Here is a 25,408-nt window from a genome sequence, read left to right as displayed (position 1 = left end):
TTATGCCGCCTTAATTAAAAACGCGTCCCATCTATCGTTTGCGGATTTCTCCAGAACCAAAAGGAGTTTCAGGGAAAAGCTAACGGAAGTGTCGAAGTTGGATTGATTGAGGTAGATATTGCCGGTTGATGTCGTGATCGTGATGAGCTGATCGCCACTGTTTGAAAATATCTGCCTGTCACCGATTGAAAAGGTGCTATTGTCAATTTGCCAGGCTACATCGACACCGTTGGAATGAACATAATGTTCTTCTTGTGCAGTTCGGGTAGCCGTGCCACCGGGCTGATTGGTGTGAGTGATAGTAGAGACGCTAACCGAAGATAAGGCGGCGATCGTCTGATTCTTGTAGTTTTCAGTTAGAGCCTTATCTTCTGCCACCTGAGTGGCCGCATCCTCTGTGGCCTCTTGTGCGACAATAGCCGCATTTTTTGCTAACTCAGCTGCCTGATAAAAACCCTCAGAAGCGGTTGCATGATTTGCTGACTGAGCCTGACTGTATGCCGCATCGTTAGCTGCCTGCGTTGCAATGACATCTGGCTTGTCCCAGACACTGCCATTATAAAACCTGAGTTGATTGTAGTTCGTATTCCAATATGAGTTTCCGGAGACTAGCGCCCCACCTTCATTATTTAAAACGGGATCCTCAGTAAATGCCCCAAGATGTAAGTCCAGATACTGATTAAATATGTTATCAACTGCTTGCTTATCAAATGCAACTTGTGAAGCGAGTCCAGAAACAAGTGATTGTGTTTGTAAAACTTCATCCCTGACATCTTCTGTGGCTGTTTGAGCATCGAGAGAAGCATCTCTGGCACTCTCAGCCGCTTCTTTAGCGTTAATGGTATCTAGCTCATGCTGCGCCGTATTTTGTTCACTCAGTAACGCATTACTGGCTGCTGTACTTGCCGCTGTATCCGGTAACTCCCAACTAATACCATTCCAGACCCGCGACTCATCGGCGACATCATTGTAGTAAACCATACCAGTCTGAAGTGGATTACTGTCATTATCCAGCGTTGGGTCCGCACTTTTTGCACCAAGATATCTATCCCCATACTGGTTAAAGAAATCCTCTATCGCTGTTCTATGTAGCGCCACTTGAGCAGCGTGATTTGCCACTGCGGTTTCTATTGTAACCGTTTCATCTCTGGCGGTTTCACTCAATTCCTGCGCGTCCACAGACGCCTGTCTGGCTTGTTCTGATAGTAATCTTTCTGAATAGGAATCATTGGCAGAGTTCTGTGCTCGGACCGCTCCATCTTGTGCCAGGGTGACTTTTGCATCAATATCAATGCCTTCAATATAGTCCTTGGCTGCAACTGATTCGTTTCGGGCAGACTCTGATGCCAGTCGAGCGTTTTCAGAGTCTGTAGCATGATTACCACTTGTCAATGCCGCCGTCTCCGCCTGTTGCCTGTCGTTTTCTACCTCCACTTCTGCAATAGCGACACTCTGAGCCGCATTGACCGCGGCTGTAGCAGCCTGGCTAGCGGTAGCTTCCGGCGATTCAAATGCCACCCCGTTCCAGAAGCGGCGTTGTTTCAGGGTAATGTGCCAGTAGTTCGCGCCTATCTGAAGAGGGTCGCCATCATTATCCGTGGTCGGATCCTCATCTTTGGGGCCAAGGTACTGATCACCTAACTCATCGTATAACAACTCTATGACTTGCCTGTCTTCTGCAGTGCTTGCGGCATCAATAGCAGTTAACGTTTCGCTTTGCATCGCGGCCAGCATGGCTGCTTCGCTCGCATCTTTGGCAGTAATGGACTCATCCCGAGCCTGACCTGACACGACACTTGAGTTGTATGAGTTTTGGGAATAAGTAAGCGAGTCCTGTGCGCTTTGAGCCGCGTTTTGCTCACTTGTCCCGGCATTTGTTTCAGACTCGCCAGCTGCAATGGCATATTGCTGTGATTGTTGCTTGTACGAGTTCGATAGAACGGCCTGATCTTGCGCGTCAGTCGCGGAATCCTGTGCCGCCTGCGCATTGTTAGCAACATCCAGAACCTTCTGGTCAAAGTCATCCATCGAATAAACATCAACGTCTCCATCAACGTTAATGTAAATCATGCTGTTGGTGAGCGTTTTTTCCGGGATGGCGCTCTCACCCGTAAAAGAAGCGGGAAACTTGATGCAATAACCCAGCGAATATTCTACATTTTCAAAGCCAGTCTCAATTCCCTGAAAGTCGCTGTTGTATTTTGCTGCGCGGATGGTTGAGCCAGCAGCAACAGGTTCTGAATGGTTAAAGAATGAATTAGACATTATCGACGCCTGCCCTTAACAGAGAAATGAACAATCAAGGAATTAAGTATGTGAGGGGGTTCTTCTTCCGCGTCACCGGAGATCACCGGACTCATATTGCGGGCTACCCCATCAATGTAGATGTCAGCGGTATAGGTTTGTGCTGCGCTCCAGACAGTTACATCAAATACCGCCTGGTCCCAAAATCCGCCACCACCTGTTGCAGTAAACTCGAAACCTGCGTGGTAAGGCTGGTCCGGATCGGAATAATCGAACTCTGGGATCACAAATAGCTGCGCTTGATCCAGTGCATCAATTTCCAATACGACTTTTCTGAAGCGTTTTTTAACTTCTGAATTCCCCAGATTGTTGTAGGCGGGCCTGCAAGCATGGGGGATCGTTCCACCATCAAAACTGAAGCCTTTTTCAGCCTGATAGATAAAACCATCATCACTGCCAAACAAGACAACTTCATGGCCATTTTCATCTTCACCAGACCAGGCGCAGCGGATCACCTTGCCATAATCGAAGGTCGAGAAACCGGAAACCTCTGCCCCAAAGAACGTAACAATTAGGCCGGTGCCATCATCAAAACATAGACGGAATTGGTTCTTTTCCTTTATGACAAAGCTGGCTGTTACGCGCCTGATATATCGCTGCAATAAGGGCTCTACTTTCTGGCTGATTGTTGCAGAGTCAAAGTTACCAAACTGCTGGACGCGGTTAAGCCTGGTTAACCCCCTATCATCAAGGTAGATTGAGTCCCCAAGAGACTGCACAGCCCATTCTGTAGCGCCTGTCGTTTTGGACAAATCCTGCAATTGGAAGTCTTGCTTGGACGTGCCGTAGAGAATGTAAGTACGGTTACGACAGAACACTGCCATTGCATTGTTAGCCTGCAAGTCAAGCGCCGTGATTTCATCACCTACGCCTATCTCACCACCACCGATACTAAAATCAGCTGGATCGCCAACACTACTGAACACAAACGTACCGCCTTCATAGGCATTAACCATCACCTGGGAAGAAAGGACTTCAAGATGTGTCGGGTGCTTGCCTGTGATTGGTCCGGTTATCTGGTTAAACGTTGTGCCATCAAACTCGAATAGCGGATTTTGACCGTCAACGCCATAGAGCTTTATTGTCGAAGATGAGGCGCCAAAGTTAGCAATGCGAAATTCAAAACGACCATCTGGCGCAAGCGCCGGTGTAGCAACCTGCTCCCAACCAGTAACGGTTGAACGATACATATTGCAAGCGGTTGAATCTGCATTGTTTCGAAAGCCATAAACCACGCCCTGATAGATAACAACACCAAGTACCGGACCAGAACCAGGCAATGCTGTTATCAGGGCTCGTCGTGCTTCTCTTTCAGTCTTTATGGCTAAGTTGCGCGATTCATCATCTGGGAATGGATAGCCTGGCAATAGTGTTTGATCGACTTCGCTTGGTGCGGGTTGACCATCTCTGCGTTCATAACCCAATATTCGCTGGTAGCGACTGAGGGTGTTTACTTCGTAGTTGAAAAGTTGGATACATTCGCCGGGATTTAACTCAAGTACACTGGCAGCAAGGTTTAATCCACCACTGAATATAATCGGAACGGTTTGCTGGTTAGCCACTAAAACGCGCTCCCTTCAAACTGAAACTGAGGCAAGCAATCACGAGCCAGATTTTTGAAGCAACGCGCGTATTCAATACTTGCCTTTTGCCATAACGCATTATCTTCCTCGTTGATTGCGTAATGCATGATGGCTTTCCAGACTATCACCCAATGATGTTCGACCGGGATAGGTGACACATCAGTATTGCTCGCCATTGGCACAGGCTGGCGGTAATACGTGATATTTACTGACACTGCTTGAGATGGTGTTGGGTATACCTGAACATTTCTTGCCGGATCGACAGAGAGATAATCCACCCCATGAGCCTGTAAAGGCTGCGTACCATGTGTGTATTGGTAAAACGCTTGCCATGGAATGATTTCAATTTGTTCCCCGCCAACAATGACAGATTCGAAATTACGATGGTTTGCAATGGAGTTCATTCCCAAATCAGCCGGGAGATAACTTTGCTTACCCGAAACAAAGCTACTGCTAACGTGGGACCATAAGAACGACCACCGATCAGGTTCGTTTTGAATTTCCAGATCAGACTGATTCACCCAGGACACAATGCGCCCTAGTATCCCAGCTTGGTCTGTAACTGATGTTGGCCCCCGGCCAGAAACGCCCGCCTCTTCACGGACTTTCTGGCACAATTCAAGGTAGTTCATTAGAAAAACTGAATTGAATACTTAGGAACTTGTACAACTCTTGTCCCTTCCTTATCCGTAACAGCAGAGGGGCGCGTGGCGCGTTGCCATATCTCCACTACAGCACGAGGCACTGTTACTTTTTGGCCTCTGACAGCTCTGTAGCTTTTGCCATTCAATCCTGCATAAGCAGGTTGTTTGTCATTTTCGTCCATGCCAACAATGACGCTTACCATGTCAGTATCACCGGATGATGCAACTTCTTCAGTATTTCCTTGATCAAACCCCATCTTGTGCTTGATTTTGGTTAGTAGCGCAGGTCTTCCAATATTACTGCGATAGTCAATCTCCAAAGCGTCTGCCTGTTGCTTTAACTGGTCAATGTCCATTCCTTCCAGTTCATTAACTTGCGATTCACTCATGTGTTTACTCCAAAAGAAAAGGGGCTTTCGCCCCTGTTTATTAAATTACAGCTCTGACGCTGCGCATTCGAGGCGGCACAACCAAGCCTCGTTCAGGATCATGCCCTGCCAGTAACATTTCCAGCCTACAGTTCCGTTCTGACCTAACGGGTCTGATTTGGACGCGACACCGGGTTGCGTTACCATTACCTGCACTGACTCTTTTCCTTTCATTACGGTGTGACCGAATGAATCCTTAGCAACATAGACCACTGGATAGATATCTGCAGAAGTACCGGAATCAGACAGTACACCCGTTGGCGTCGCCCCTGCGTCGAGTACTGGTGCAAATACGGGCGAGCAGATATACCGCACATCTTCTACCTTACCGATTTCATAAGGTAATGCCTTCATTGAGCCGTATTTTTCAACTGGCACAAATCCCGGCATGTCTCGAATATCCGCTTCCATATTGGTGTGTGAGAATCCCAGGAAAGCGGCATCAATCGGTTCAGTCCCATAATTGGCTGTTGAAGCGACTTTCTTTGTCATCTTTTTAGCGCGCTCGTTCTTCAGATGACGGGTAATGGCTCGCTGCTTAGCAAGCGAGATTTTAGTGTTAACTCCCGCGCGGGTTGTCCCGTTCGCGTAGAACACATTTGAGCCGCCAGACACGGTATCCCAAAGCAGTGACTCAGTGGTTTCAGCGGCTTGCTCACCGTTTAGTTCGGTGGCATCGGCCAAAACCGGATCTTCTGCCATGTCATTCACTACATCCGTAATTTTGATGTAACTTCCGAGCTGCTGCAAAGTGACCGTGACATCTTCATACTGCATCGCTAAAGCAGTGGGTGGAACACCTTCAGTCAACGCGGTTTTTGCCAGCGGCAATGGAACAGGCCGTCTGAACTTTAGTGTGTTCGTTTTGTTTTTAGGCATGGTTTTTGTCATGCCGTATTTGCCAAGCACAATAATCGGCTCAGCGTGGTCCAGGTGGTTTTTAACCGCCCATGCGTTGGTGCGCGGTGAAACACCGCTATAAGTAGTGGTAGTCATAATAACTCCGTGAATTAATTAAAAAGTGTGATGGCACCTGATAACCAATTACAGAGGATGGAATGCCATTTCAGGCGGCTGCGGCGGCCCTTCTGACACGGTATCGTCTGACAGTTTCGGTGTTAGATATTGACTATAAAAGCGGCTTGACGCGGCTATTTTTCGTCTTTTGTGTAGTGTTCCCAGGCTGCGTCAAAATCATCGGCGCCAGGGTTGTTGTTACCTTTGCTTCTGGTTTTAGAATTTAACGTCTGCGCACTTTGAAGCTGCTTTTGCCTTTTGTTTTGCAGTTCAAGCGTTTGCGTATCTGCGCTGGCGGACTCAGGCTGCAGACCTTTCTTGTACAGGTCCAGCAGATAAATATTGTCATAAGCATTCATCGACCCGCCCAATTGCTGAACAGAGGGGTGCTGTTGTCCCATCCACTCTCCAAACTCCTGAGACTGTGACACCTTCTGGTAATCCGGGTGCGCTTTCGCCAATTGTGTAAGTTGACTGTTAACTTCTATATCGGTGACAGTACTCTGTAAGGGGTTCAGCTTTTGGGATAATTCTTCATAGCGATTCTGGTTAGTACCCTCAAGATTACCCATCATTTCCAGCATTGCTGCGGCTATATCGGGGTAGTCCTGCTGCATCTGCTGAAACTTCTCATTTTTGATTTCAGGCTTTTGGGGGCTTTCCTGCAGTTCTTTTAGCTTACGCTTTAGCTCTTCATTTTCCCGAGTGGCAGCAGAAAGACGACCTTGGTTAGAATGATATTTGTGTTTCCAGTCATCCTGGTCATCAACAGTATTATTCTCAACATCGTCCGCTGATTCATCATACTCGCTGGCCTGCTCTGTTTCCTGCTCCTCTTCAGCAGTTTCCTCTGGCTCTTCTGAGTCATCAGATTCTGATTCGCTAACCTCTTCAGGTTTATCCCCGTTAAACTCAGCAAAAGCATCATCAAACGTTTGCTCGCTATTATCTGCGGGCAGATCTTCTTCTACAGAATCAACTGCATTCTCATCTTGTGGCATAGGTTTCTCCAGCGGCCTGAATGGCGGCTTAGTCTATGTAGTTATCGGTTACCTGAATGTCGGGCTGGTTGCGCTGCGATTCAGGCAGTTTTAGGATGTGGTCAGCAAGGGCGATGGTGCCACGGTGCATGTCATCGTTTTCACGGGATTTGAGAAGCTTTGACAGTGCCTCGTCTCTTTTTTTCTCAAGCTCAGCTTTAATATCTGCCCATGTATCGCTATTGGTATCAATCATCAGAATGTATCGAATCCTTTGACGAGATTTTGCGCCTGCAATGTCAGTTGCGCTTGACGCTGATTAAGATTGGCGGCAGCGGTTTCCCTGGTAGTTTTATCTTTCGCCAGTTCAGCTTGCAGCTTAGTTGCAATCTTATTGTTTTCAATCTCGCCTTTCTGGCTTAGCTCAGCCAGTTTCAACTCTTTGGCATTTATGGCTTTATCTTGTTCGAGCATAAACATTCGTTCATCGTTTGCTGACTTCAGCTGAATGTTTATCTCGTCCACTTTGGCCTTGTGTCCAAGCTCCTGCTGCTTCAACTGCAATTCCTGCTTTCTGAATTCAAGCATCGGTTCTTGAGGGGGCTGTTCAGATGCGGCCATCTGCTGGCGCTTCTGCTCGATTTCTTCATCGGAGAGCGTGATATTGTCATACGGAACTTCAAGCGATTTCGCCATCTCCTTGTCCAGCCCCTGCCAGTCTCTACGAATGGATAGCTCTGGATTCGATGCAGAGAGGTTCGCCAGAACCATCAGGTTTTCTTGCTGTTTCTCTCTGACAAGGAGCGCAGAGGAACCCCGTGCGTCCACGCTATAATCGCCTTTAATGGCGTTATCCTCGTTGAATTGCATGTTCCAGTCATAGAAACGGGTGATCAGCGGACTGGTAATGTCATCATCCCAATTTTTGATTGCTGTTCTTAGTACGATGTTAGAGGAGTTCATTAACAGCGCCATACCGCTGGATGTTCTTGTTACATGCGCCGCCTGCTCGCCCTGGGCAATGAGTGGCATATTGGTTTCTTCATCGGCATGTTGACGCGCCAGTTGGAAAATATTGGCGTATTCGGCCTGATGATTTCGGGTTTCGAATGTGGCGAACACATTGTTAATGGGAGTGTTCGCATCATTGAGATACCAGAGCTTTTTACCGCCCAGTGTGTATTTCCCATCTGCAGGGGTGATTTTATCCTGATTGATAACCACCTGGTCACTAACCGCCTGACCGCCGTTATCTATCATCATGCGCCATGATGCATTAATGATTTTCTGAGCGTTACGCATCAGATAAGGCACACCGAACCCGAATATACATACCTCGTCCTCTTCCCAGTTCACGACACTATAGGGACGCTCTTCAGTATCTAATGGATTAATGGCAACTTTAAGAATGGTATTGCCAGAGAAGAACACAACGGCTTCTATTTCATCGTTTAGCTCGTCAATATCTTCCTGCCCAGGCTCTTCACCAGCGCCCATCATGGCGTCAATGTAATCGCTCTTACTGATAGGGCCGTGATATTCCCAGACTTCAAAACCTTTATTTTGAGTGTCGAAGTTATTCACGCCTGTGATAGCGCGTATATCCTGAATATTGTTCTTTGCTATCTTGTCCGCACCGTCATAACCGCCTGCGATGATTTCTCGCACACCGTCTTGCAGTACACCGGGAAGTTTTGCAAAATCACGCAACTGCTTTTTCGTGAATAAATGGCGCTCAAAGATAAATTCGCAATCCTCAAGACAGCTGGCAGACATGTCAGGAAAGAAATTCCATGGATTAACACGGTTAACTGCGGGAGCCAGTGACTCCTCAACACCAAGCACATAACCTGCATCTGTTTGTTGCCAGCGCTTCTTGCTGCGTCCGACAATGACCGGGCCTTTCAAAATGCCGGGACCTAACATCACCATATCGTGTATGGCGTCTCGGGCCTGCGCCTGATACTTTGACTCTTTTAGTTGGTCGTCAATCTGCTCCTGCATTTTTTCGGAGCGTTTTTTAGCAATCAGCTCCTGATAATGGCGAATAGCCTCAGCGTCTCGCCCCTGTGCTTCCACAGAGTTTGGATCGACTTCGGGTACAGGAGTTGGTTTAATCGCCCAGCTTCTGTCATCCGTTGGGAATAACATGTCCTGAACCCGCGCCTCAGCAGCCTTAGTCTTGTTGCGAGTGATGTTGACAAAGATTTTTGACCCGCTTTCTTTGTTATCCAGCCGGGATTGCTCAGCACTGGAGTACTTGCCATGGTACTGGCGCATATCTTCCAGCCAGCGAGATTCCACATCAGAACGCGCATTGGATTGCTCCTGCGCCAGACGTGAGAGTTTGCCAGCGAAACCAGACAGGTTTTCAGCCAGTTGCGGGGGTAATGTGTTCATTAATATCCTACGTCAGTGTCGGCGATGGCAGAGTCATCAACAAGTAATGGCTTTTTCTTTTTCTTAACTGGCTCGGCGAAAGTTAACGCCAGAGAATCACCACGGTCCGGGCTTCTCCCGACACGTTTTTTCATATCCTCTTTCTTCTCCAGGACAATGCGCCCTTTGGAGTCGTAGTGGTATTGCGGTGTTTCAAGGTCGGTTTTTAACTGGTCGTCATTGACCATTGACACAGGCAATTTCTCGTCTTCCAGCCAGTCTTTGATCTCGCCCCACATTTCGGAGCGTTTGTTGAAATACTTCTCAGGGTCATTTGCGGTAGCACCAAAATTCACAGCTACGACAATATCGCCATACCCTAATTCAACCAGGCGGTCGTAGGTTCCAGCGCCCACACCACCAATATCTATTGCCACCTGAGCGGGGTTTTCGTTTTTGATGATGTTGACGACAATCCCGGCAAGCTCCATTGTGGAAAGCTTTTGCCATGTCTTGAGCTTGTATGCCACTCTATTTCGGCGGCGAATGATAGATATCTCATCATCACCGAATCGCGCACAGTCAACACCGACTATCAGATCGCCAATAGCAAGCTCTTTGTTTTCTGAAGCTCGCTCTATTGCACCGGTATCAATCAACTGATTTACATCTGAGTTGGGAAACTCACCACGTACACGTACACGGAAAAAGTCAGAATCAGCGCCGTGATCTTCTTCCCACTCTTTCAACTTGCCTTTGTTAGTCATTTTGCAGGTACGTGAATCAATCTTCCTGCCTGACCAACGGTGACGGTACTTGCGGAAACACTCACGGAATCGCCCGGTGTTTCGCGTGGGGTTACCGTAAACAAACCACATTGCCCGAGGGGTGGTCATTGCCCCCTCTGACACTTCCCAGATTACATCTGCAACGGCGCTGGCCTCGTCCATGATCATCAGGACGTGCTCAGCATGTAGTCCCGCAAAGGCTTCAGAGTTATGTTCTGACCATGGAATTGCATCTAAACCCCAGGTGGTTTGATGTTCAACGTGGAAAAATCGCGTTGCTGTCCACTCAAACCAATGTGAGTTAATGGCTCTCTTGTGCCACACGCTTAGCTCACGCCATGTTTTGGACTTGAGCTGTGATTGTGTGTTGGCTGTAACCCATCCGGCCAGATGCGGCCTTGTGCTCATTGCCCAGAGTATGACCCAGCTGGTTTCGGCTGACTTTCCTATGCCGTGGCCTGAAGCAATCGCCTCCTGAATATTCGCATCGGGGTTAGCCTTGATAGCATCACCTACACGTTGCAGTTGCTCACGTTGCCAGTCATCGGGACCCGATTCATTTTCTAACGGACCGCCTTTCTCTCCCCATGGGAATGCGTATAACACGTATCCAAGCGGATCCGCGTAGAACTGAGCAATATCATTTACCAGCTCTTGTTCCGGGTTTTCAATTGCCTGCATTTTCTAATCGTTTTCTTGCAGCAAGTAACGGAGAAAGCATGTCTACCTCGCCCTCCATCCGCATTTGTTCTTTATAAGCGCCAACATCCACATGTTTGCCTAGCAACTCAAGATTTCGGATTTTGTCGGGCATTTTGATTTTCTTCAGTAAACCGGACAGTTCTTTGGTGCCGTCCTGATATTCAAATAACTCTGATACATCAATGCCACTTATCGATGTACGCCATGCTTTGGGCCATTCACTGATTGGACGAATTGCAGTCATGTTTTCAGTGAAAATGTCCAACACGTCCAATTCGTCTATTTCTTTGTGACGCTTTAATACATAGTCTGCGTCAATCTGTGTGCGCTCTGAGCGTTTAACTTTGGCTTTTGAGATGGCATTTTGAACCTTAACATTGCTTAACAATCTTGAAGCTTGCTGCTCTGCTGTTTTCTCGCTATAACCAACCCTGATTGCAGCCTGCTTAGCATTCAGATCTATCAGGTACTCCTCAACGAATGCGGATTGTTTAGCTGTCAGCGTCTGGGTCATTCTTTTTTAAAACCTTAACTAGTTTTGTTGTTTCTGAAATGCTTTGTGGGAGATGCATAGCAATAAAGACCATCGCGAGAGATAGCAAAATTGCCACTGCGCCAAACACGCCTGTTAACTCAATCGTCGTTTTGATAATTTCTGAAAGTGATTCCATAAGTACCCGCCTTTAGTTAGTTCAAGCGGATACTAATTTTTCTTTATGCGGGTTATTACCCGTAAAAGTAGAATCTTGGCATCCGCAACTTTCGTTTACGGATACTTATCTTACACACATTTTGAAATGCGCAAGCAAGTCGCTGTTATGTTGCACCACCTATGGTGCATTAAGCTCTATTTTCTTTTCATCGGGTATCCGCAAGCCGCGAATACTCTATTGTTCACACAAATTTTCATTTTAAAAATAAACCCCTTTTTTTGAGTAAGGGGTTTTATGCTTACTAAACAGTTGCGCTATTTTCAGATGTGATAAACTGAAATGTTTACCCAGGCAATCGGCTGTTAATGATATGGCTCAATTGGTAGATGGTTTCTTTTTTAAATACCGCACTGTGACCGAGAGCCCATGATGAGGTATTAATGTTCGTCACCCTGGTATCATTACCCTGGTAACCAGTGTTGCCCATCTCTCCCCATAGAAACTCTTTACCGGGGATTATCCGGTTAAACCATTTGGCTGCTTTTACAGCCATATCGCCCTTATTGTGGAATACGATGACTTTCTTGATTGAATCGGGAAATTGAGCATCTGTTCTTAATGCTGGATTAATCAGAATCAATGTATCGAACTGTGCGCCATACTGAGCGGCTTTTACTAATAGCGCACAACCATTTGAATGACCGATGCCGACAACGCCTTTGGGTGTCATGCCCTTAACCAGGCGAGCAATGTTGTCGTTATACAGTAGAACAGAAATTGGACCAAACCAGCCGTAATCAGCTTCAAGGAATTCCAAACCAGAAAGACAGCCCTTTAACTTGTCTACGGTTGCCTTTCCTCCGTCACGGACATTAAACCCGTGGGCCAGTACAGCGGTTTTCATCTGAGTTAATCCCCGATTAGTGAGTGAACGGCTTTTCGCTCTTCGCAGTAATCGATTAAATCATCACTATCGTGAATACCTAGTTTTTTCAGTGCGCCGGTTGCTACCAGGCGTTGAGCAATTCGCTCGTCAGGTGTTTGTTCGCAGTACTCGTCCACCTTGGCTTTGATTGCCTCGTATTTTTCCTGAACCATGGCGCAGCCAGATAGTGCAATAGCGAGAATCATCAAAGTGATAAAGCCTTTTGCATTTGCAATTTTCATTCTGTTTCTCCAAGTTCGGTTATCGTTGTCGTGTCGAATGATTCTTGTGACATGAGCTTTTCGTGCATTTGCTGCTCGCGCTCGTCTCTTCGGCGCTGCATTTCCAACTGCTCCTTTTGGAATTCAGCCTCTCTACGCTCTTTCTTTTTGTTGAAATACAGAGTTGTAAGGTAGGTCAGAAGAGCTATGCCTATACCGACATATACACCTATCTCTTGAGCAGTAGCGGCGCCGTAGGCAACGTTTCCACCACTTGCAACATAGGAAGCTGCTGCGGTTTTTTCAGATGTCAGACTAGTCATTGATTCTCTTTTTCTGGAAATGCGGCATATCTACGAAGTTGCGCCAGTGACCACCCCACTCTAACGGCACGCCTAATTCACTCGCTGCGGCCAGGATGGCAGTAGCGACTTGCAATAAATCATCCTCAGCCCAACTTGCGTTGCCGTCCACGTATGCAAATACGTCAAAAGCCTCGCCTGATTGGTGTCTTGATTTGCGGCGAACGCCATCTAATTGAGACTTACCCGCTCGATACAGGGCTTGTTGCTGCTCTACCGTTCTTAAGCCGCCAGATGCAGGAATGCCAAAATCTACCTTGGTTATTTCAAGAGCCCTTTGAATTACGCGCACGCAATCGCTATCCACACCTGCCAATCTCTTTTTGCTGGTAGCGGATAGTTTAAATTTCATGGGATTCCGGAAATAAAAAAGCCCCAATGAAGGGGCTTGAAGTCACAAGGAAATAGTTTTTTTGTTATTGAGTGACCCGCTGCAGGGTGCTGTTCTTGTGGGTAGCAGAGCAGGTCTATTTCGGGCAACAAAAAAAGCCCTGCTATCTCTAGAGGGCTTTCTGGTACAATACATATTTAGGGTTATTTTATCCCCAAAGATAATATTGTTCAACTATTATCAATTAAAAAACTTCGATACTAATTGATATTTTTTGGATTGTATCTTTTAAGCATTTCTTTTGGATTCAATTGTTTGTGTATGGCCGTTCTAAAAAACAAAAAAGCCGTTTTGATATGCATCAACTGTTCTAAAAAGTGCGTTGAATCTGCGAAAAAGTTTGGGTAGGCAGCTTTTAATCCTCCAACATTAGGCGTAGCCACCATCGCCACAACAACTTCGTTCTTCGAAGCGTTCTTTTCCTCTTCAATATAAGCTGCTTCAGCGTTCTCGTGATCCTCTTGAGGAAAGATAGTCATAGTCATTTCGCCAGACTTTATATTAATGACTATTAATGCATATCCGTCTTTTTCCGACTTGCTATGCTCTTCTTCAACCCACTGCAAGGACGATGCAAATCCCGCCATCAATGTTACAACTTCTAGCTCTTCGCTCAACTGATAGCATCTTCTAAGACTCCTGTATTCGTCTGTGCTGATATCTAACAATTTTTCACCGTGCATTTTAATAAGCTGTTTTAAGTAAACTTTTGACTGCTTTTCCCGCAACAACGTCGGAAACAGTGCAATTTCATCCATCACTGAAAAGTGATCTCCAATCACCCTGAAAAATTCGGTCCAGGTTTTATCTCCCTGGTTAGTTTTAATCGACTGCCTAGTAAATAAATCGACTATCTCGACTGAGGTTGCCCAATAATGCTGCACTGGAGTCCTAATCTGCACCTCGATGAATCTTAACTTTCCATGCGCATCTGGGAACTTACCAATGATATGAACACTTCTGTAGCCATCGTTTTTCGGCTCCGTAATGTAATCATTTATTTTAACTCCCCCACTTTTAATTTGGAACTCACCTCTTTGCTTGAGCTTATTCAACACCCTGTAAAGGACCGCCTTGTTCTTAACGACCGCTCGGCACCCGCCAATATCCTGCATCTTATGCAACCCCATAGTCTCAAAACGCATCAATTTGAAATATATAGAGTCAACACGCTTCATTCTTTTCGCAAATAAAGCATGCTTATCAAATTCTCTGGTGACGTCTTGGAGGATGCCTAAGGCTTGATTAAGGGGCTCTTCGTGTATTGAGCGCCAATAAGAAAGGACATTTAAAGTTTCTTCAAATTCATCGGCATTCAAATTTTCCAAATTTCGAAGTTCTTTGCCCGCTTTTTGTACTCTTTCACCTGAGTAGGTTTTTATCACTTGATTAGTTTGATTTACTTCTTTGTTCAATTTGTCTTCCTTAACACTTTCTAATTTTCAAGCGCGGCTGTTTTTTACTTCATCGAAAGCTAAATTAATGCGAATCAACACCTGTCATATTTCGAGTTATCTTTTTTGTTCCTGCCCGCTCTTTTTTTAATCGGTCCCAATGCCCCATCAAAAAAACATACCTTTCCCCGTTTGCCCATTTTTCAAATGGGAAAGCGTAATTCTCATTATAGTGAGTTGCACCTTCAGGCGCTTCAGAACAATCTTGCCTAAACCTGTTCATGCACTCCCCCTCATAATATTGCGGTTAAAATTGAGTCACTATTACCTAATTATATACCTACAGCAACATTTATGCCTGTTTTGCTATTTTTCAATTTGTTTCATTTCAGATTTATTGCCCGGTAACTGTGGCAAAATCCTTAGTGAAGCTGCTGTATGAACATCATGAAGAATTGAATCAATCACTTCTATATGTTTGCCGTAGTCTCTATTGAAATTCCTTGTTCTAAGTGCACACTCCGTGACGATTTCGGCACCGCTCCACTTTTCTCTTCCTGAGATATACTTGGATCTACAATTATCAATTAACATTGGCAAAGCCCGGTACACCCCTGCAAAAACTTTTTCACTTGGAATGTTGCCGCTACTAACTAGTACGTAACAATATTTAGAATGGATGCTAGCTATAAAGTTTTCAATATCTCGCTTGCTCAGCCAGTTAAGATCTGGATTGGCGAAAGCGTAATACAGCCAGACTCTTTGTATCTCGGGCAGTGAATCAATAGCATCCAGAATTTTTGCCACATCTAGGGCGTGCAGATGACGCGCATCGGAGCTTTTACGGCTGCGGTGGTTGGTAGCATGTATCTGGCTTTCTTTTAACTGCCGACGCTTCTTTTCGTTCTCAGCGATTTGCTTTTCGGATAGCTCGATAGCCTCTCGTTCCTCCTTGTCCAGTTCGGCCAGTTTCTTTTGTCGCAGCGCTTCACGCTCAGCGGCTTCTTTGTTGATTTGATTTATCCGTGCTTGTGCTTCGGTAATTGATTGAACAGCGGTCTGCTTTGGCTTAGTGGCTTTATTCTTATCTCTGGCGCGAGAACTCACGTAGTCAGATAACGGGGAGCTATTCAGCCACCCGGTATCAGTAGCCTGTGCAATTGCAATTTTTACGTTTGTTGTTCTGATCATACCCTACCCCTTAACTGCTGCTGACCGGTATTGAATGCGCTCGTTACCTCGATATGTGATTACAGGCTTACGGGCTAAACGTTTTATTTTGTTGACGAACTTAACCGGATCGAAGTAACTTTTTTGCATAAATCACCTGTTGTTATGTTGTACCGCTTCTTAAGCGTCGGCTTTACAGCTTCTGCGGCTGTTTAATCAGTTGCGCACGGTCTTAACTTGTTTTTTTATCCAACTCAATAACATCATTGACAGACTCGATGAGCGCCCACTCCCCGCGCCACAAATCTCTGAATTGCTGCTCGCCTTTAGTAAGCTTTCTGGCGCTCGGCATCTTGGTTCCATCTTTTATTTCTACCGCAATTGTTCGCTTTGCTTTTGCAACAAAGATATCGCAGCAGTTTTTCAACTGGCTTATGTCCAGCACGGTGTACCCAAGACTCTCAAAGGTAGCTGAAATCTCATTGTGATTATCATCCTTCCTTGCCGCGGTTCTCATGCGGCCACCTTAATCAAACCCTTCTCAGCGAGCTTCATTTGAGTTTCTTGTAACGCCCTCAACTGGTCGTATGCGTCCACTTTGTTGGCGTCAAGTAGCTGGTGACAATGCATGCACCCGTATACGCCGAATAAGTCTGGACTTTTAAGGCCGACACCTCTAAACCCTGAGTTCAAATGGCAGAAAACAACCGTCTCACCATCCTGGCAATCGGGGCTAACTCTTAGTGTGCAAGATTCACCTTTAGCCGAGTTGCGGATTTTCTTGCTAACTATTTTCATGCCGCCTCCCGGCTGGGCCATGGCACGTATATACCGAAGCTTTGGCCCAATGCCTTGTTTAATGCATCATAGATTGCTGGATAGTCCTTGGTGCTGGCCTGCGTTGTGGAATGCTTGCCGTTGTAGGCTACCTGAGTCGGGCGCCATAAATGCTCTTTGACCGCGGCGGCGGTCCATGGGATTTCTTTCCGCTTTGAATTACTCAATACATCCCTGACGTCCAGATTCATATCATTTAACTGATTGGCCACCATGTCACAGTAAAGGTGCAATGAATTATTCTGTAACAGGCTCCTTTGCTTCTCATTAGCAACTTGAACCTGCAACCACTTGTGCTTTTCCCAATCGCCCCTTAACTTCCTGATGAAGTCGTTGAGCGACTGTTCTGAGTTAATGGTGTGGTAGTTTCCCTGCATTACAGTCCCATCACTTTTCTGGCTTCTTCAAATGTGCAATCGTTTTCCGCTTTGTAGCGCTTAGCCATTTCGATTAACTCAATCTGTCGGCGCTTTTCAACTTTGCCCTGGTTAACATCTGATTTAATGGATTTTGACCAGTTTGTGCGTATGTCTAGTGAGTTCATGCGGCCTTTCTCCCTCTGTAACTTTGCCAGTTGAAAGTAAGTACGCCGCCGCCCTCGGTGATGCGGTCAACGGAGCGCTCACTGATCAGGCTTGCAACTTCTTTCCGGTCAAGGTTTGAAATAACAATGGTAGATTTGACGTTTTCATAGCGGCCATTAATGATTTCAAACAAAATGTTTCGCTCGTTCTCAGTTCCCATCTGCGCACCTACTTCATCAATGACCAGCAAGTCGCACTCTGTGAGCTGCTTCATTACTTCCCGCTCCGCCCCCGGTGCCGCCTCCCTGTCCCATGTTTCACGTACTAACTTGATGATATTCATCACGTTCATGTATCTGGCAGCAAAACCTAAGCTGACAACGTGCTTTGCAATCGAGATGGCAAGATGGGTTTTACCCGTTCCCAAGCTACCGCAAAAAATCATCCCAGCCCCAATATCTGAGAGTTCAGGGAATTTTTCAGCAAATCGCTTGCATGTTCCCAATGCTTTGGACTCGCCGCTACCTTCTGGCGCTTGATAGTTATCAAAACCGGCCTTGCCAAAACGTTTCGGAACATCGCAATGCAGTTGGTTCACACGGCGTTGTCGCTCGTATGACTCTGCTGCGGCTTGACTGTTTTTGGCAACTTCGTTGTTTATCGCTTCGCATGCAGGGCACTTGCTTTTGCATATCTCGCGACCAAACAGTTCAATGTAATTTGCCTGGTATTTCCCATGCTTTGCACAGGTCATGGTTTTAGTCTGAACTTCACTCATTACCGCTCTCCATGAAAGCCACTGACGATTCGCCGTAATCGCGCTGTTCGAAGTTTTCAGGCTGTAACTGGCGTTTAATGGGCCCAAAGTTTTTAGGCTCGTAAATATCCGACCAGCCAGAGGTGATAGCCTGGTCAATGCACTCAATCACGTCATAGCCTTTACCGTGGAACCTTCCAACTTTTTTCAAAAACTTGGTAGCGGCAAGTTCAGATAAGGGTTTTTTAATGGTCTTTCGGTGGTATATGAATTCGAGCCAATTCTCTCTTGGCAAACAACCAGGCAAATCGATGTTTTCGATAGCCCCCTTATCTTTTGTATTATTATCTTTTGTATAGTTTATTCTTTTGTGGGGGTCGTTTTTGACTGCTATAGCAGTCGTTTTTGACTGCCCGCCAGTCGTTTTTGACTGTTCAACCAGTCGTTTTTGACTGTTTTTGTCACCAGTCGTTTTTGACTGTTTAGCAGTCGAATTTGACTTGTCGGACGAGTTATTTTTGACGGTTTCCCATTCTGAAACAATAGGGTTTACTCCTATCTTTTTACCGTCCTCGATGAGGATTTTTTTGTTGAGCAAACCCTTTTTAATCTTGCTGATATTTGATGTGCCATCTAACTCCATAAACTCAGCAAACTGCTGCTCGCTGATCCAATCCATTTTCTTTTTGTAGCCAAAAGTCTTTTCAATAACGCAATCGATAAAGCACCGCTCTCGCCCGTTAAGGCGATATAAGCCAAACTTGCCTAAGTGCCTGTTTAACGTGGTGGCGAGCATGATAAAACCATCGTCAGTATCAGCTTTCACGATACCACCCCGCTCTTTAATTTCCTGAAGGTTGTACACCTCCGCAGTATTTGTCATAATAACCTCGTCTGTATGACTTAACCCCGTTGCTTTACCAGAGCGTTAACGGGGTTTTGTTTTTTAAGCAGCCCCTAAAGGCTCGTAGCCGTCTTTCTTCGCCATCTTAGCCAATGGCATTACATTGTCTTGCGGCCCTCTCCCATCGTCATTGGCGGCGGCTTTACAGGCCAGTTCGCGATTAACTGGCAGTAAGGCCAGGCAACCATTTGTATTAACGAAACACTCATGCTGTTGCATAGATACCTCCTGAGAAATTTGCTTCCCGTTGTTTTGTAGATATATACTCTGATTCACATCTAAGAATTGAATTGAAAAAGGATTTGAAATGATTGAAGCGACACTCCAGTACCACGCCGAAAAGGAAGAACAGCCAATATGCGTTATTGGTAAATTTGAGCGGCTTCCTCTTCGAGGTGATGTCATTTCGTACAATGCAGCAGGACAAAACCTGAACGGTGTTGTCATGGATATTAAGCACATCATTAACAACCCGACCCAGGTTGCTAAACCAAGAATCTATCTTGATATCGTTAAGGCGTTCTAAATTATGAATTTCAGCAACGCTAGTAAGCCCGGAGGAAAGCGCGATTTCCTGAAGTTCTTTTCTCTCGGAGGCGGTAAACAGCACCCCCCTGTTCTCGATATTCTGGTAACAGGTAGTGGTAAACAGAAGCCGCCCACGCTTGAAGTAACTGGCTCCAAACAGAAGCAGCCATACATTGATGATTTGATTACAGGTGGCAAGAAAGACCCGCCAACATTTGAAGTTGCTGGCGGCAAGCAAAAGCCCCCTATCGGTTTGTCTGTTGGTTCTGGCGGTGAAAAGCCTCAGCGATTTGAACAAGTCAGCTCTGGCGGCGAAAAACCTACCAGAGAGCAGATTGGAGGCGGTGGCGGCAAAATGCCCGATAAAGTTATTACGGGTGGAGGAAAAGCGCCAGCTACCATTCAACAAGAATCTGAAAGCTCTGTTAACACAAACAGCTTTATTGATTCGGCTGCACCAATTCTCATATTGCTGATCATTGGCTTTTTTATTTGGCTGAAATGGAAGAAGTAATTCCGTTTTAAATGAGTTCCACTTTGCGGTAAGCTGATTAAGCCATTCTTTAAGCAGCCGATTTAAGACATACGCTTCTCGAAGACCAGGTAATGCTGACTCGCAAGGGGTCTTATTTCCGCTTTCCTTGAATAATGGAAGAGATGCTAAACCGGGCGTCCATACATCATTGGTAGTGATGTATAGAGAATACAGCTTTCCAATACGGGGGGGTTGATCCAAGGGTGGTACCCGTGGCATGACAGTCTGGGACTTGTTATGAATTTTACCCGCGTATGAGTTAGCGCCATTCTCTTCAGGCGAGCCCATTCTAGACAGGGCAGACCGAACTGCCATCCGTACTTTGGCAGTATAATCCAAACGGTCTAATAAAGACCTAACGCGTTGGGTCGTTTCGAAGGTACTAACTTCAATGAAACATTCCAACATCCGCATTAAAGTGAACCTTGATGTGGCTAAGGTGATTGGCGCACTTACCGCGCTGCTAGTTGCCCTAGACACGATTGGCATCCTTTGATGTAGAGGTGGCTTCGGCCACCTCACCCCTTGATACTCGAATCCCGATCAATAGCTCCAGCCTGAATTTTCGCTTTTCTTTGGTATCCAGATCTATACAGGTGGCATTATTCTTATTGCCAGAGATGCGTTGAATTCTGAATCTACCGGAAAAATGACGGTGCCGGACTTCCTGACCTTCAGCTAATGGAATGGCACGGTGTGAGATAAGACTTTCGAATTCAGGTGCCAGCCATTTGGCAAATTTACGCTTTAACCACTTCACGCCGCATCCTCCTTTTCAGGGGGGAAGACGTCGTCAAATGATGGTTTATTACCAGCCTGCGTCTTGGCTCCAAGCCTTAATAATGCAGAAGCTATTCGTCTCGCCGTTTCCAAGCTAGGAGCTCTTGCCTCCGTCTCATAACTGGAAATTCGACCTTGTTTTAGGCTGCAAATGCCATCCAACTTTTTTTGAGTTATTTTAGGCGAGGTGCTGTTTCGCAATTCCCTAATTCTATTCTTCATTTGATTACCACGTACACGGTTTGCGATTTATAATTACGCATTATGCACACTAAATCAAGAATAAAAGCTTTTTGCTAACCTAAAATTTACTAAATGGAGAGGAGTTTTATTTGTGTATAGGGTGAACTACTTATTAGATTTACAAACTGAGCGGTTCCCCACATTTTTCGCAGAGAAGTTTTTCTGGCTTTTCATAATAAGCGGCCCCACAGTTTCCGCAAAAATTTTTAGGGTAGCCATTGCTAGCAAACCAGTTTGCATTTTGACAGCACAAATCTTCTCCAAACACTTCTGAATTCACTCCGTATTCAGGGAGATATCTAGTCCTATAAAACTTTACCTCTCTGAAGTGCTTGGAAGCATTAATTATTTGAATATCTAGATTTGCCTCAGCTTCTTGGCGGTTATCATAGTTTCTAGACTTATAGACAGTTAACATGTTACTAGTCATTTGAGTCTCAAAGCATTCATGGTAGCAATTGGCGTATATTTCGTACCCATAACTGTGTGAAGAAACGTAACAATACATGTGCTGAAGAATAAGTTTTGAGGGTTCTCCTCCATAGGTGTGTAAAGCCCTTTGCATTCCTCCTTTCAGCGACCTGCTAAAAAATGCAAATATATTGCTAATCATCATGGTCGGGCAATCCTTTTTAGTTAAGGTTTTTTTAATTCTGTTCTGAATTTTTAATGGCAATAATATTGACTCTATTGTAACTGTAATATTTACAGAGTGTGCGAAGTTATGCAACAATATCCGCACTACGCAGACTATAATAAGCAGGCAAATGCAATCTTTAGCTGATAGAGTAAAAAGAGTGAGGAAGTTAGCAAATCTTACTCAAGACGAACTTGTTGCCATAACTGGGTGGAAAAAGTCCAGAATATCGAACTATGAGACGGGATACAGAAAGCCAAAGACCGATGATTTGGTGTATCTTGGTGAATGTCTTGAAAGTAGGATTGGTAAAACGGGTGTGTATTTCCTAATAACAGGGAAAGAGATCACCAGTTTATTAGAGGAGTCCAAATCCCAAGCGCCTTTCATTCAGACTCAGGAAATAATGGATATTATTGAAAATCAATTAGACAAGGCCAAAGAGTTTGGAATTGTAACTGAATCTCGTGAAAATGGGTTTGATGATTTTTTAGCTACTATATTTAAGAAGCTTTGCGACCGCCAACAGCCTTACGATGAAGCTCAAGCTGGATAACGTTGGGTAACTTATGTCTATTAACTTTTTTCAGGGCATTGCGATAAACCCTGTTTTTTCTCAACTTCTCATATATTAGATCCTGCTCTTCACTAAACTCTGAAAAGCTAGCACAGTGATTCTTTAAATCTAAGAGCTGATCTACTAAGACTTCAACATCTTCAATGCCTTGGTTGCGACTCTTTATCTCATCTAATTCAGATTTACCCTTAAAGTATAAGTAAAACCTCACAACCTCAATCACACCAAAAATTGAAGCGAAAAGAACCAGTATTAAATTTAAAAAAACCGAAATATCGTTCATGCCAATAACCTTACCACTATAGTTTCCATAGCATTATTGTGTTTTTGCTCTGCTCAATAGCCCTTGCACTAAAAGAGCAAGCCATCTTTTGAGCTTGAAATAACCAGCCTCACACCTTTTATAAGTGCTTGGGGAATACTTGGACCATAAAGTCAGAGAAAGATAAATAATAACGAAGATTGTCACTAATGAATTTATGGTAGGAATCGCGCTTTTATAAAATGCCCCCAACACATCTGTCTCAAGAATGATTCTATCTAAGTATCTCGCTATCTGAATGAACCCAACAACTAAATAACTAAAAAGTACTAAAGTTCCGAACTCACCTTTCGTTAAATCGTGCCTAGCACAATACTTGACAGCAAGCCTGACCATATAAAAATCAGTGATTGCGAATCCCAAGTACCACAAATTTCTGACCAGTGGCTTAAACTGGCCACCTTCCCCTTGCTCCCCCAGCCATCCTAAAAACCACTCCCATCCAAAATGGAAAAAGTTCAAGATCACTGAAAAAGTCAGTATTGCAACAAAAGCAGTTCTTTCAGATCTAACTAAGTTAAGGACAAAAAGAGCCACCATATCAATGATCAGCCCGATTTGTCCCACTAGGTAAAAAAGTTGTTTTATCTCTTCTGCCGTCAACTTACTCTTTAGGCTCATCTCCATTCCCATTCCCGCCACCTGATGCCAATAAGCAAATAGAAGGGAATGACTTACAGATGCTGAAACCTTCTCCATTTTCCTGGCTTGATCTCTTTGGTGGCTCACCACCATTACCGTTGCCACCTCCGGCAACAGCAGAAAAACCAAATCCACCAATTAAAAGTACGATTGCTATTTTCTTTAGTGCGCTACAATTTGCTTTCATCTCTAATTCTCCAGTAATTTTGCTCTTTAATAACTGTACTTGTGTACAGTGTTATGCAATTTACCAGAGCTTTAGACCTGCTAACACTCCGCAATCAAGACAAACAAAAATAAATACACACTTTGACTTGACATAATTCCGCGTAACGCATACATTTAATTGTACACGGTTTGCGATTTACATCAACATCATATTGCAAACTTTATCAAGGTAACTAATCAACGCATCACTTTTGATTAATTACTAACTATTACATTTAACTAAATATGGGGAATGTCACAGTGAATAACACAGCCCAAAATATTGTTAATTCCGTCCCACATAATAACAGTTCAAAAACTGGTGTCTGTAAGCAATTTCCTACAGGCATTGCTGCTAAAGGGGATATTAAACAGCAAGTTAACACCACTGCACATTTGGGGCAAGAAAAAGCAGGTAAAAAAATTCTTCATTCCGTGGTGCACATCCCACAGGTTCATATGTTTGTGGTAAATACTCCACAAATAGTATTGCCAACCCCTGAATTTCAAATAGACGAATGTGACATTGAGGACAATTTAACGCTTTTGGCGCAATCATTCCTCGATAGCCAGGCCCTTACGGTAAACGGCGTGGACATAGATTCGGAAGATTTAACCGAAGAATGCACGCATGAAGACATCGAAAAACTTCTTTTCAGAAACAATTCAGAAACAATTCTATCGGTGATTGAAGGGATTTTGAGTGAATTAATCCCGAAAAAACTCGAAAGAGCAAAGATTGAGGGGGCAAATCCACTGAATTACTGACCATTCACATGGTGATTGCTTTACTGGTTTCTCTTCGGACCAAGTAAGGGCGCATCAGTCACCAGCTGAATGGTTAAAAGGCCCCCTTTCGGGAGCCAACCAAAACAGGCTAACAACGTTTTTGCGGAACCTGATTAGCCAATATTAGCAAGCACAGGAGTGTATCAGAATGGGTAACGAAATAAAGGCTGAACAAGCCGTATTAGATATTGATAACGCATGTCGGGCAATTAACAACATACCCGGCAAACGCGCAAACTGGTGGCTTAGCGGCCTTAAGAAAGATTCCATCAACGTAGTTGTTTATGAGGGTTTTCATACAGAAAGCCCGGTAAGAACAATTAACCTCGATACTGAGCAAGAGCGCATCCCCGGTTTACTGGCCGACCTCGCCGCTTATTGCTCTGACGATTTACCTCCAAACCACTACCTGGGTTTATCCATAGGACAAGGACGTCCGGCTTTTTTGGAGGGTATGTAATATGACTACAGCATTAGCACAAGTCGCAAAGCGCCTTTCAGTTAGCGAGCAAGAGCTTCACAGCATAGTAATCAATACCGTCATGCCTAACGGTGGTAACCAGGTTACCAATGACCAGTTTGTCAGCTTCATGGCCGTTGCCAATGAATACAAGTTAAACCCTCTGGTAAAAGAGATTTACGCATTCCCGGCCAAAGGGGGCGGCATTCAGCCTATCGTGTCGATTGATGGCTGGCTCAAAATTATCACTAACCATCCCGAGTTTGATGGCATGGAGCATGAGGATATTTTAGATAACGGCCAATTGGTTGCTATCAAGTGTTCCATCTACCGAAAAAACACCACTCGCCCGGTAACAGTGACTGAGTACATGAGTGAATGCACTCGCAATACCGACACCTGGAAGAAGTGGCCTAACCGGATGTTGCGCCACAAGGCAACTATACAGGCCGGGCGTTACGCCTTTGGTATTTCTGGAATTGTTGACCCCGACGAAGCAGAACGTTTTGAGCAAACTGGCGCCATCGTAAGGGAAGAAAAAGACATTACTCCGACATTGCCCGAGTTCACGCAATCCATGCTGGATCACAATGCAAGCGCCTGGACGAACTCAATCAGACAAGGCAAAGACCCGGTTGACCTGCTCAACATGATCAAGAGCAAGTACACGGTATCAGAAGATATTGCCAATCAAATTTTAAACCTTAACGCAGAGGCAGCTTAAT

At 45.1% G+C, this 25,408-nt stretch carries 36 protein-coding genes; 6 read left to right on the top strand and 30 right to left on the bottom strand.

The window, feature by feature from the left end; genetic code table 11:
- The 24 genes from ACXAGP_RS08340 to ACXAGP_RS08225 all read right to left on the bottom strand — a co-directional run bounded on the left by ACXAGP_RS08340 (nucleotide 1) and on the right by ACXAGP_RS08225 (nucleotide 19,182).
- Nucleotides 1-2,265 (bottom strand): hypothetical protein, encoded by a 2,265-nt coding sequence (locus ACXAGP_RS08340; protein ID WP_475260726.1) that lies wholly within the window; start codon nucleotides 2,263-2,265, stop codon nucleotides 1-3.
- Entirely contained in the window at nucleotides 2,265-3,866 is a 1,602-nt protein-coding gene (locus ACXAGP_RS08335) for a hypothetical protein (protein ID WP_475260725.1), read from the bottom strand. The genes ACXAGP_RS08340 and ACXAGP_RS08335 overlap by 1 nt, the downstream gene beginning before the upstream one ends.
- The gene (locus ACXAGP_RS08330; RefSeq protein ID WP_475260724.1) at nucleotides 3,866-4,519 is read right to left on the bottom strand and encodes a phage adaptor protein; all 654 of its coding nucleotides are present in this window, start codon (nucleotides 4,517-4,519) and stop codon (nucleotides 3,866-3,868) included. Before ACXAGP_RS08330 ends, ACXAGP_RS08335 begins: the two co-directional genes overlap by 1 nt.
- Entirely contained in the window at nucleotides 4,519-4,920 is a 402-nt protein-coding gene (locus ACXAGP_RS08325; RefSeq protein ID WP_475260722.1) for a hypothetical protein, read from the bottom strand. The genes ACXAGP_RS08330 and ACXAGP_RS08325 overlap by 1 nt, the downstream gene beginning before the upstream one ends.
- Before the next feature lie 45 nt (nucleotides 4,921-4,965).
- Entirely contained in the window at nucleotides 4,966-5,955 is a 990-nt protein-coding gene (locus ACXAGP_RS08320) for a N4-gp56 family major capsid protein (RefSeq protein WP_475260721.1), read from the bottom strand.
- Between the two features lie 155 nt (nucleotides 5,956-6,110).
- Nucleotides 6,111-6,977 carry a hypothetical protein gene (locus ACXAGP_RS08315; protein WP_475260720.1) on the bottom strand — a complete coding sequence of 289 codons (867 nt, stop codon included), beginning with the start codon at nucleotides 6,975-6,977 and terminating at the stop codon, nucleotides 6,111-6,113.
- A gap of 28 nt (nucleotides 6,978-7,005) precedes the next feature.
- Nucleotides 7,006-7,212, bottom strand: coding sequence for a hypothetical protein (locus tag ACXAGP_RS08310; protein ID WP_475260719.1), 207 nt, complete (start codon nucleotides 7,210-7,212; stop codon nucleotides 7,006-7,008).
- Complete coding sequence (locus tag ACXAGP_RS08305) at nucleotides 7,212-9,356, bottom strand: portal protein (RefSeq protein ID WP_475260717.1); 2,145 nt, start codon at nucleotides 9,354-9,356, stop codon at nucleotides 7,212-7,214. The genes ACXAGP_RS08310 and ACXAGP_RS08305 overlap by 1 nt, the downstream gene beginning before the upstream one ends.
- On the bottom strand, nucleotides 9,356-10,804 hold the full coding sequence (locus tag ACXAGP_RS08300) for a hypothetical protein (protein WP_475260716.1): 1,449 nt from the start codon (nucleotides 10,802-10,804) through the stop codon (nucleotides 9,356-9,358). Before ACXAGP_RS08300 ends, ACXAGP_RS08305 begins: the two co-directional genes overlap by 1 nt.
- Nucleotides 10,791-11,339, bottom strand: a complete 549-nt coding sequence (locus tag ACXAGP_RS08295) for a terminase small subunit (RefSeq protein WP_475260715.1) — start codon at nucleotides 11,337-11,339, stop codon at nucleotides 10,791-10,793. Before ACXAGP_RS08295 ends, ACXAGP_RS08300 begins: the two co-directional genes overlap by 14 nt.
- On the bottom strand, nucleotides 11,317-11,496 hold the full coding sequence (locus ACXAGP_RS08290) for a hypothetical protein (RefSeq protein WP_475260713.1): 180 nt from the start codon (nucleotides 11,494-11,496) through the stop codon (nucleotides 11,317-11,319). The genes ACXAGP_RS08295 and ACXAGP_RS08290 overlap by 23 nt, the downstream gene beginning before the upstream one ends.
- Before the next feature lie 325 nt (nucleotides 11,497-11,821).
- On the bottom strand, nucleotides 11,822-12,382 hold the full coding sequence (locus tag ACXAGP_RS08285) for a hypothetical protein (RefSeq protein WP_475260712.1): 561 nt from the start codon (nucleotides 12,380-12,382) through the stop codon (nucleotides 11,822-11,824).
- A 5-nt stretch (nucleotides 12,383-12,387) separates the two neighbouring features.
- Nucleotides 12,388-12,645, bottom strand: a complete 258-nt coding sequence (locus ACXAGP_RS08280) for a hypothetical protein (protein WP_475260710.1) — start codon at nucleotides 12,643-12,645, stop codon at nucleotides 12,388-12,390.
- Entirely contained in the window at nucleotides 12,642-12,947 is a 306-nt protein-coding gene (locus ACXAGP_RS08275) for a phage holin family protein (protein WP_475260708.1), read from the bottom strand. The genes ACXAGP_RS08280 and ACXAGP_RS08275 overlap by 4 nt, the downstream gene beginning before the upstream one ends.
- Nucleotides 12,940-13,338 (bottom strand): M15 family metallopeptidase, encoded by a 399-nt coding sequence (locus ACXAGP_RS08270; RefSeq protein ID WP_475260706.1) that lies wholly within the window; start codon nucleotides 13,336-13,338, stop codon nucleotides 12,940-12,942. The genes ACXAGP_RS08275 and ACXAGP_RS08270 overlap by 8 nt, the downstream gene beginning before the upstream one ends.
- Before the next feature lie 239 nt (nucleotides 13,339-13,577).
- Nucleotides 13,578-14,792 (bottom strand): RelA/SpoT domain-containing protein, encoded by a 1,215-nt coding sequence (locus ACXAGP_RS08265; protein ID WP_475260704.1) that lies wholly within the window; start codon nucleotides 14,790-14,792, stop codon nucleotides 13,578-13,580.
- 345 nt (nucleotides 14,793-15,137) lie between these two features.
- Complete coding sequence (locus ACXAGP_RS08260; protein ID WP_475260703.1) at nucleotides 15,138-15,962, bottom strand: OmpH family outer membrane protein; 825 nt, start codon at nucleotides 15,960-15,962, stop codon at nucleotides 15,138-15,140.
- A 211-nt stretch (nucleotides 15,963-16,173) separates the two neighbouring features.
- The gene (locus ACXAGP_RS08255; protein ID WP_475260702.1) at nucleotides 16,174-16,458 is read right to left on the bottom strand and encodes a hypothetical protein; all 285 of its coding nucleotides are present in this window, start codon (nucleotides 16,456-16,458) and stop codon (nucleotides 16,174-16,176) included.
- Nucleotides 16,455-16,739 carry a nuclease domain-containing protein gene (locus tag ACXAGP_RS08250; protein ID WP_475260701.1) on the bottom strand — a complete coding sequence of 95 codons (285 nt, stop codon included), beginning with the start codon at nucleotides 16,737-16,739 and terminating at the stop codon, nucleotides 16,455-16,457. Before ACXAGP_RS08250 ends, ACXAGP_RS08255 begins: the two co-directional genes overlap by 4 nt.
- The gene (locus tag ACXAGP_RS08245) at nucleotides 16,736-17,155 is read right to left on the bottom strand and encodes a hypothetical protein (RefSeq protein ID WP_475260700.1); all 420 of its coding nucleotides are present in this window, start codon (nucleotides 17,153-17,155) and stop codon (nucleotides 16,736-16,738) included. The genes ACXAGP_RS08250 and ACXAGP_RS08245 overlap by 4 nt, the downstream gene beginning before the upstream one ends.
- Complete coding sequence (locus ACXAGP_RS08240) at nucleotides 17,155-17,322, bottom strand: hypothetical protein (RefSeq protein ID WP_475260698.1); 168 nt, start codon at nucleotides 17,320-17,322, stop codon at nucleotides 17,155-17,157. Before ACXAGP_RS08240 ends, ACXAGP_RS08245 begins: the two co-directional genes overlap by 1 nt.
- Nucleotides 17,319-18,080, bottom strand: coding sequence for an ATP-binding protein (locus tag ACXAGP_RS08235; protein WP_475260697.1), 762 nt, complete (start codon nucleotides 18,078-18,080; stop codon nucleotides 17,319-17,321). The genes ACXAGP_RS08240 and ACXAGP_RS08235 overlap by 4 nt, the downstream gene beginning before the upstream one ends.
- Entirely contained in the window at nucleotides 18,073-18,942 is an 870-nt protein-coding gene (locus ACXAGP_RS08230) for a replication protein (RefSeq protein WP_475260696.1), read from the bottom strand. Before ACXAGP_RS08230 ends, ACXAGP_RS08235 begins: the two co-directional genes overlap by 8 nt.
- A 63-nt stretch (nucleotides 18,943-19,005) precedes the next feature.
- Entirely contained in the window at nucleotides 19,006-19,182 is a 177-nt protein-coding gene (locus tag ACXAGP_RS08225) for a hypothetical protein (RefSeq protein ID WP_475260694.1), read from the bottom strand.
- 88 nt (nucleotides 19,183-19,270) lie between these two features.
- On the opposite strand from ACXAGP_RS08225, the gene ACXAGP_RS08220 reads away from it, so the two are divergent.
- Entirely contained in the window at nucleotides 19,271-19,489 is a 219-nt protein-coding gene (locus ACXAGP_RS08220) for a hypothetical protein (protein WP_475260693.1), read from the top strand.
- 3 nt (nucleotides 19,490-19,492) lie between these two features.
- A complete protein-coding gene (locus ACXAGP_RS08215) occupies nucleotides 19,493-20,005 on the top strand; it encodes a hypothetical protein (protein ID WP_475260692.1) in 513 nt (170 codons plus the stop codon).
- Nucleotides 20,006-20,498: 493 nt separating this feature from the next.
- Here ACXAGP_RS08215 and ACXAGP_RS08210 read toward each other — a convergent pair whose 3' ends face one another.
- The 3 genes from ACXAGP_RS08210 to ACXAGP_RS08200 all read right to left on the bottom strand — a co-directional run bounded on the left by ACXAGP_RS08210 (nucleotide 20,499) and on the right by ACXAGP_RS08200 (nucleotide 21,779).
- On the bottom strand, nucleotides 20,499-20,786 hold the full coding sequence (locus tag ACXAGP_RS08210) for a hypothetical protein (RefSeq protein WP_475260691.1): 288 nt from the start codon (nucleotides 20,784-20,786) through the stop codon (nucleotides 20,499-20,501).
- The gene (locus ACXAGP_RS08205) at nucleotides 20,783-21,028 is read right to left on the bottom strand and encodes a helix-turn-helix transcriptional regulator (RefSeq protein ID WP_475260690.1); all 246 of its coding nucleotides are present in this window, start codon (nucleotides 21,026-21,028) and stop codon (nucleotides 20,783-20,785) included. Before ACXAGP_RS08205 ends, ACXAGP_RS08210 begins: the two co-directional genes overlap by 4 nt.
- A 139-nt stretch (nucleotides 21,029-21,167) precedes the next feature.
- Entirely contained in the window at nucleotides 21,168-21,779 is a 612-nt protein-coding gene (locus ACXAGP_RS08200; RefSeq protein ID WP_475260689.1) for a hypothetical protein, read from the bottom strand.
- Between the two features lie 37 nt (nucleotides 21,780-21,816).
- On the opposite strand from ACXAGP_RS08200, the gene ACXAGP_RS08195 reads away from it, so the two are divergent.
- Entirely contained in the window at nucleotides 21,817-22,242 is a 426-nt protein-coding gene (locus ACXAGP_RS08195; protein WP_475260688.1) for a helix-turn-helix domain-containing protein, read from the top strand.
- Here the strand turns inward: ACXAGP_RS08195 and ACXAGP_RS08190 are convergent.
- Genes ACXAGP_RS08190 through ACXAGP_RS08180 form a run of 3 tightly spaced genes read right to left on the bottom strand, consistent with a single transcriptional unit; the run spans nucleotide 22,190 to nucleotide 23,414 of the window.
- The gene (locus ACXAGP_RS08190; RefSeq protein ID WP_475260687.1) at nucleotides 22,190-22,546 is read right to left on the bottom strand and encodes a hypothetical protein; all 357 of its coding nucleotides are present in this window, start codon (nucleotides 22,544-22,546) and stop codon (nucleotides 22,190-22,192) included. The two genes, ACXAGP_RS08195 and ACXAGP_RS08190, sit on opposite strands and share 53 nt — an antisense overlap.
- A gap of 33 nt (nucleotides 22,547-22,579) precedes the next feature.
- Nucleotides 22,580-23,218, bottom strand: a complete 639-nt coding sequence (locus tag ACXAGP_RS08185) for a hypothetical protein (RefSeq protein WP_475260686.1) — start codon at nucleotides 23,216-23,218, stop codon at nucleotides 22,580-22,582.
- Nucleotides 23,190-23,414, bottom strand: coding sequence for a hypothetical protein (locus tag ACXAGP_RS08180; protein ID WP_475260685.1), 225 nt, complete (start codon nucleotides 23,412-23,414; stop codon nucleotides 23,190-23,192). Before ACXAGP_RS08180 ends, ACXAGP_RS08185 begins: the two co-directional genes overlap by 29 nt.
- Before the next feature lie 281 nt (nucleotides 23,415-23,695).
- Between ACXAGP_RS08180 and ACXAGP_RS08175 the strand changes: the two genes are divergently transcribed.
- The 3 genes from ACXAGP_RS08175 (at nucleotide 23,696) to ACXAGP_RS08165 (ending at nucleotide 25,407) form a co-directional block, all read left to right on the top strand.
- Entirely contained in the window at nucleotides 23,696-24,202 is a 507-nt protein-coding gene (locus tag ACXAGP_RS08175; protein WP_475260684.1) for a hypothetical protein, read from the top strand.
- 169 nt (nucleotides 24,203-24,371) lie between these two features.
- The gene (locus ACXAGP_RS08170; RefSeq protein ID WP_475260682.1) at nucleotides 24,372-24,683 is read left to right on the top strand and encodes a hypothetical protein; all 312 of its coding nucleotides are present in this window, start codon (nucleotides 24,372-24,374) and stop codon (nucleotides 24,681-24,683) included.
- A 1-nt stretch (nucleotide 24,684) separates the two neighbouring features.
- The gene (locus ACXAGP_RS08165) at nucleotides 24,685-25,407 is read left to right on the top strand and encodes a RecT family recombinase (RefSeq protein ID WP_475260681.1); all 723 of its coding nucleotides are present in this window, start codon (nucleotides 24,685-24,687) and stop codon (nucleotides 25,405-25,407) included.
- Nucleotide 25,408: the final 1 nt, after the last annotated feature.

The organism is Planctobacterium sp. AWM4_229 (assembly GCF_056160305.1).
Note: the sequence above shows the minus strand (reverse complement) of the source record. Positions and strands in the feature narration are given on the sequence as shown.